1 protein-coding gene is annotated in these 1,313 nt (G+C 67.3%); it reads left to right on the top strand.

The genetic code is table 11. The features are described from left to right. Window positions 1–90: 90 nt before the first annotated feature. Complete coding sequence (locus ACFYT4_RS36205; RefSeq protein ID WP_389279182.1) at window positions 91–1,275, top strand: ISAs1 family transposase; 1,185 nt, start codon at window positions 91–93, stop codon at window positions 1,273–1,275. Window positions 1,276–1,313 lie beyond the last annotated feature (38 nt).

The following is a 1,313-nucleotide window of genomic DNA, read 5'->3' as shown; positions in this document are numbered from 1 at the left end:
GGGGGTGTGGTCCGGGTTGCGGGCATACGGAACGGGCACGATCCCGGTGATCATGTGAGTGTCTACGTCCCATGATCACGCTGGAAGACCGTGCCCGTCACTGCATCTTCTCCCATTCCCGTTGTACTTGGCCAACTTGCTCCCGCCCCGACTCTTGCCGAGCAGGAGTGTCCTGACCTGCTGTCCGCTCTGGCGCAGGTCTCCGACCCGCGTGATCCGCGAGGCCGGCTGCACCCCCTGACCGCAGTGCTCGCCATTGCTGCCGCTGCCGTCCTGACCGGGGCGACCTCGCTGCTGGCGATCAGCGAGTGGGCCGCCGACGCACCCCAGGCGGTGCTGGAACGCCTCGGAGCCCGCCGTGATCCGTTCAGCGGACGCCGGCAGGCACCGTGCGAGACGACCATCCGCCGGATCCTCGCCGAGATCGACGGCGACGAACTCGACAGGGCGGTCGGCGGCTGGCTCGCGGCTCGCCGCGCTCAGATCACCGGCATCCCGTTGCGTGCCCTCGCGGTAGACGGCAAATCACTGCGGGGCGCAGCCCGCGCCGACGGCCGCAGGATCCACCTGCTGTCCGCCGTCGACCATGCCACCAGCGCTGTGCTGGGGCAGGTTGACGTGGAAGACAAGACGAACGAAATCCCGCGCTTCCAACCCCTGCTGGACGACATCGACGTCAAGGGAACCGTGGTGACCAGCGACGCACTCCACACACAGCGCGACCACGCCACCTACCTCCTGAATCGCGGCGCCCACTACATAGTGATCGTCAAGGGCAACCAGAAGAAGCTCCGCAAACAGCTGAAGAAGCTTCCCTGGGACAAGATCCCCCTCCAGGAACGGACCCGCGAACACGGGCACGGACGCGGCGAAATCCGCCGGCTCAAGGCCTGCACCGTCAACAACCTGCTGTACCCCGGCGCACTCCAGGCCATCGAGCTCAAGCGCCGCCGGGTGAACCGCAGAACCGGCAGGATCAGCTTCAAGACGGTCTACGCCGTCACCAGTCTCACTTCCGAACAGGCCGCCCCCGCCGAACTCGCCTCCTTGATCCGAGGGCACTGGCAGGTAGAGGCCCTGCACCACATGAGAGACACGACATTCGCCGAGGACGCCTCCCAACTCCGCACCGGCAACGCACCCCGAGCCATGGCCACCTGGCGCAACCTCGCCATCGGAGCCCTCCGCACCGCCGGTCACCGAGGGATCGCCGGGGTCCTCCGGCACAACGCCCGCGATGCCACCCGCCCTCTCGCGATCCTCACCATCCCGTGATCAAAACCAGGACACACCGGCTTCACGCCGAAGCCCTG

Source organism: Streptomyces sp. NPDC004609 (genome assembly GCF_042873655.1).
GTDB lineage: Bacteria > Actinomycetota > Actinomycetes > Streptomycetales > Streptomycetaceae > Streptomyces.
The sequence above is the reverse complement of the archived record's forward strand: the minus strand, read 5'-3'. Positions and strand labels throughout refer to the sequence as shown.